Raw genomic sequence first — 4,900 nt, forward strand, 5'->3', positions numbered from 1 at the left:
CGGTGATTTTCAACCCAGTTGTCCAAATGGCTGCCTCTAAGCAGCCTGTTTATTACGCTCGATTTCGTGCATTTTTCCAGGGTTGAGCGACACCGAACCGAGCACCTCCCAGTTTCGGGTGCTGCCCGACCAGCGTTGTGGATGCCGGCGCTTAGCCCTTTCGTAAACCGCTTTGCGGTGCTCAAGACGTTCTCGGTCGACACCTCGATGCCGATCAGCGGGTGTCACGTACCGAATGCCACTATGCAGGTGCTGTTCGTTATAAGCGCGTTCGAACGCCAGCATCCAGTCTCGTACCGCACTCAGCGATGCAAACCCCTTCGTAGGCCACGCGGGGCAATATTTGACGGTGCGGAACAACGCTTCCGAGTAAGGGTTGTCATTGCTCACTCTCGGCCGGCTGTAAGACATCAACATTCCCAGCTCTGTTAATCTTGCTTTAAGCGTATAAGACGTCATCGGCGCACCGTTATCTGAGTGCAGCACCGGGGGCTGATGCCAGCAGCCTTCTCGCAATAAGGCGCGTTCCAGCAGTTGTTTCGCTAACTCGCCTGATTCCGCCTCATGGACTTCCCACGCGATGATTTTGCGGCTGTAGATATCCATGATCAGATAGAGATACCAGTGCTGACCACGCACAACGGAAGAACAGTAGCTGATATCCCAACACCAGACCTGGTTCGGCCCAGTGGCCGTAAAGCTCGTCGGCTCAGGTACTGGTCGGCGTGGTTTCATTCGCCCTCGGTGGTGCTGCTGTTCGTGCTTTTTCAGCACCCGGTAGAACGACGATTCGGACGCCAAGTAGGCCCCTTGATCGGCCAGTAACGGCACGATTTGAGACGGCGGCAGGCTCTGATACTCGGGGCGATGGCAGGCGTTCAAAATGGCCTGTTTCTCCTCGTGAGTCAGTTGATGCGGCTGACGGCCTTGTACCGCGTGTGGACGCTGATCCTCAGCCACCGCGCCACACGCAGAACGCCAGCGTTTCAGTGTGCGCTCGCTCACGTCGATAATCGCCGCTGCTTGATAACGGGAAGCACCCCCCGTTATCGCTTCATCAAATAACGCAATGAGCCTTGCACGTTCCTCAAACGGCGTCAGTCGTCCTCGCCGCTGTTCGGGTCTTCGCTGTACAAGGCGTCGAGCTTTTTTGAGAGCACCAGCAACGACGTGGTTTCCGCTAGGGCTCTGTCTTTGCGGCGCACTTCCGCTTTGAGTTGTTTGATCGTCTTACGGTCTTGTTTACGCTGCTTTTGTGCCGTTTTTTGCTGGTCTTCTTGTTGGCCAGCGCCCTGGAGACAAGCGGCTTTCCACTGCTGGATTTGCTCGGGATAAAGGCCTTTTTCGCGGCAGTAAGCACCAAGCTCTGTTTCTGAGAGGGTGGCGGTTTCGATGACCACGGCAAGCTTGGCGTCAGGCGACCACTCGTTGTCGCTTTGGGTGTAACCCGGCACAGGCACTCCTTTTTCTCGACACTGTTTTAACCAACTATACAGCGTCGCGTCAGAGATGCCTTCTTCAGTGGCGACCGACACCACACTGCGATTATGGGGGGGCAACAACTTTTTCAGTACGGCGGCTTTACGCTCTGCAGAATAACGTGGCACACGTGCTCCATGCCGCTCCCTCTGGAATAGATTTGGGCAATATCGCCAACCGGACAACTAGGTTGACAGAGGGGGAACATTAAAAATGCTGTTGGGTAGTCTATTTATTGCAACCCCCGTATCTCTTTTGTCTTATTTTGTTGTTTATCGGCTAGCAAAATCAAATTTTATTATAAATAAAAGCATGACCTAATTAAGTGGCCATGCATAATAAGCTTTATATTTTGTGTCATCCGTTTAGTTATGATGTGGCCACTATTTAGTCCATTCAGGCAATTGCTCAATTTCTTCTCGGGTCATTGATATCGTCAGTTTTTGGCGATCAGCCTGAACACCAATCTGGTCAAGCCTCAGAACGACTTCGCGTTCAAAAAGATCGAGAAATCCGGTAGGTAAATCAAGTGCACGCGATGCGATATCTACTCCAGAATCTTGCGCTCGAATGCCTTTGAGCGACGCATGCTGGCATTGTCCAGCACTACCGCTGCGAAGTCATCGGGGTCTTTCTGATCCACAAACTGATCAAACGCCTGAATGAAGGCGGGTTTTACAGTATTGGTCATTTTACATCTCATCATTCAGGTGGGGTAAGTCACAGTATGTTGACAATGATCAGTGTGAACGTCGTGGTGAATATCAATACGGCAAGTAGCACCAACAATCCATCATGCACCACCAGTGCAAGTCCTAACAGTAATAGAGCGAAGCCAGCGGTCGAGGAGGAAAATGGCAACAACTCCATAAATGGCATGAATAATCCAATCACTACACTTAGCGAAGCAATACCGTAGCTACCGCCGTTGTTTACGAGGAATGTTAATCGAGGTTTTAGGAATCGATCTATGCCCCTTGCTGGCTTGCTTAGCCAGTTGAGCGCCTTCTGCAGCTTGCTGTGCTCAATTGAACGGTTGAGAATACAACGTGGTAACCAAAATTGTTCTCGGCCGATCAGCATTTGTACGGCTATCAGCATGATGAATGATCCCATGAAAACTGACATGCCAGGTATCCCGCTTAACGGTGAGAAAAGCGTGATACCAATAAGCATCAACAGCGGCCCAAAAGATCGGTTGCCAATCGACTCAACGACCATGCCGAGCGAGACTTTTTCGTTGTTGCGCGTCAATGTGCTAATGGTATCGAGCAGTTGTTCAAGGCTTTGCAGTGGCTGTTTCAATCCAATCTCCATGCAGAAGTCAGTCACCTGAAGCATTGTTTCCGGTGGTTGCGTGTTGTGAAAACCCAGTATGGCGTCAATACGCTAAGGATTTACTTGGTGAGATGAGTCAACAACGCTAAAATTTAAATTTTAGGTGCTGCATCCGCGTTTCAAAGATAAGTGCGTTTCCGCAAACCATTCGTCCCAGCCAGCCAGCTTTCGACTTCAGCACGACCTCGACTCTTCACTTTAATCTCTTCGAAATGGGTAACATCGTAGGTTTTAGCGTGGCTTATCACGTCATCAAGGCGCTCTAACGGTTGATTATCCGCTTGAGCGATGCCAGCTTCTTACGCCAGTAGCAAGACGGAAACAGGAATAAGCCACATTTTCTTCGTCATCTTCATCATCATAGACTCCTGCAAAAGGTTACCGATTGACTCTCCTATCGCTAAGTCAATATATAATGAAGGTGGCCAGCATATTATAAACCCTATGAGCTTTCCCTAAGCTGACCGTGTCGTTCATTTAACGTTCATGTGGCATTTGGCATCCTAAGTGTATGCAAACAGCGTAACAATCTTTCCGTTTTGGCCTGTTACTCGTCGTTTTGATGGGGCTTTTTGCAACGCAAGCCGACGATGATGCGCCCTGGTAATCGCTACACGGCGAAGTGCACTGTGGTGAAGTTGTGCTTTTGGAATCGATTTTAGATTGGCTGGCGGCACACTATATGGCGGAGGTGTTGGAAGTCGAGGTTGAGCGCGATGGCAGGAGGGGGGGCATTGCACTATCGTGACGCCGCCACACGTGCGTTCGAGGAGCGCTTGCAGTCTATTTTGAAGGTGGTGATTACCGGGGCGACCGCGCTTGGGCAGCTTTCGTCATTGGGTTACCATGCCGCTTGTTTTTTTATCTCCTTACCAGCAGGCTTTCCTCGCTGCTGGTCAGTCGTTTGTTCAGGGTACCTTTGATGATCGCGAACCTTTTCTCTCATTGGCGCTGGCTTGGAGCCTGGACGTTCGCCAACCTGCTGATAGCCTGGCTAATCGCCAGTCGCTATATTCCCTATATCGACCCAGATGGAATAACGCAGTGGGGCTATCTCTTATTGGTGTTTCTTGGACATTTGGCCCTGCTGGTATGGCTGGGAGCGCTGCCGCTATTTTTGCTGGCAACTGTTATCCGGGGCAGGTGGCTATGGTTGGTAACCACTCTCTGGGCTAGCGCCCTGCAGCTGTTGTTGCTGCTCGATACCTTCATCTACGCCCAGTATCGCTTCCATTTGAGCGGTTTCATTCTTGATTTGCTGCTCAATGCCGGTGGTGATGTGTTCAGCTTCTCCTGGGTAGTTTGGTGCCTGGCCATCGGAGGCGTCTTGGGCATGCTGGTGGTCCAGGGGATGCTGGGGAAGGCTCTGAGGCGACGCTCACGGTTCATACCCGTATGGTCGACGCTGGTATCCAGTTTCGTAGCCCTGCTTTGCGTACATGGCTGGCATGCTTGGGCGGATGCCCATTACGACCGCGAGATTACCAGCATGACCCGCCATGTGCCCGTCTTCTATCCCGCTACCGCTAAGCGATTTTTTGTCGAACAAGGCTGGGTAGATGCTCAGGCGGTGCGCGATGCCGTGGATCTGGAAGCAGCGCCAGGGGATGAACAGGACCTTAACTATCCCATCACCCCGCTGTCGTGCCAGCCGCCGGACTCCCCGGACAACGTTATGCTAGTCGTGCTGGATACGCTGCGTCACGACATGCTGAATCCCGAGGTAATGCCGAACCTCTATCGTTATGCCAACCAGCCGGGCTGGATTAACGCGAGCGAGCATATCAGCGGGGGCAACTCTACTAAAGCTGGCGTTTTCAGCCTTTTCTACGGGCTGCCGGTCACTTACTGGGACGCTTTTACCGCCAGCCAGACGCCACCGGTGCTAATGGAAACCTTGGAGGCTCAGGATTATCGCTTCAAGGTGCTCTCCTCGGCGACGCTAGTGAGTCCTGCATTCGATCGCAATGTTTTCGCTGGTCTCGAAAACGTTTCGTTAGAACCGGCTCAAGGCTCCCCCTGGGAGCGAGATCGCCAGATCACCGAGAGTTGGCTGGCATGGTCTGAAGAGGAGAGCCGGGGG

General features: G+C 52.1%; 4 protein-coding genes and 1 pseudogene. 2 read left to right on the top strand and 3 right to left on the bottom strand.

Annotation, left to right across the window (positions count from 1 at the left end; genetic code table 11):
• Positions 1-36 precede the first annotated feature (36 nt).
• From ELY33_RS04910 to ELY33_RS04920, 3 genes and pseudogenes are all read right to left on the bottom strand, one after another.
• A protein-coding gene (locus ELY33_RS04910; protein WP_126942763.1) for an IS3 family transposase occupies positions 37-1,607 on the bottom strand; the annotation gives its coding sequence in 2 pieces (ribosomal slippage) (positions 37-1,154 and positions 1,154-1,607; 1,572 coding nt in all).
• A gap of 422 nt (positions 1,608-2,029) precedes the next feature.
• Positions 2,030-2,143: pseudogene (locus tag ELY33_RS04915) on the bottom strand (IS630-like element ISHsp2 family transposase); the annotation flags it as partial.
• A gap of 56 nt (positions 2,144-2,199) precedes the next feature.
• Positions 2,200-2,784 (bottom strand): exopolysaccharide biosynthesis protein, encoded by a 585-nt coding sequence (locus ELY33_RS04920; protein ID WP_126944819.1) that lies wholly within the window; start codon positions 2,782-2,784, stop codon positions 2,200-2,202.
• 767 nt (positions 2,785-3,551) lie between these two features.
• Between ELY33_RS04920 and ELY33_RS04925 the strand changes: the two genes are divergently transcribed.
• Both ELY33_RS04925 and ELY33_RS04930 read left to right on the top strand, forming a co-directional pair.
• Positions 3,552-3,740 carry a hypothetical protein gene (locus ELY33_RS04925; RefSeq protein WP_126944822.1) on the top strand — a complete coding sequence of 63 codons (189 nt, stop codon included), beginning with the start codon at positions 3,552-3,554 and terminating at the stop codon, positions 3,738-3,740.
• Positions 3,740-4,900 (top strand): DUF3413 domain-containing protein (locus ELY33_RS04930; protein WP_126944908.1); only part of this gene is annotated, 1,161 nt, incomplete at its 3' end. The genes ELY33_RS04925 and ELY33_RS04930, both read left to right, overlap by 1 nt.

It is taken from the genome of Vreelandella andesensis (assembly GCF_003989795.1).
GTDB lineage: Bacteria > Pseudomonadota > Gammaproteobacteria > Pseudomonadales > Halomonadaceae > Vreelandella > Vreelandella andesensis.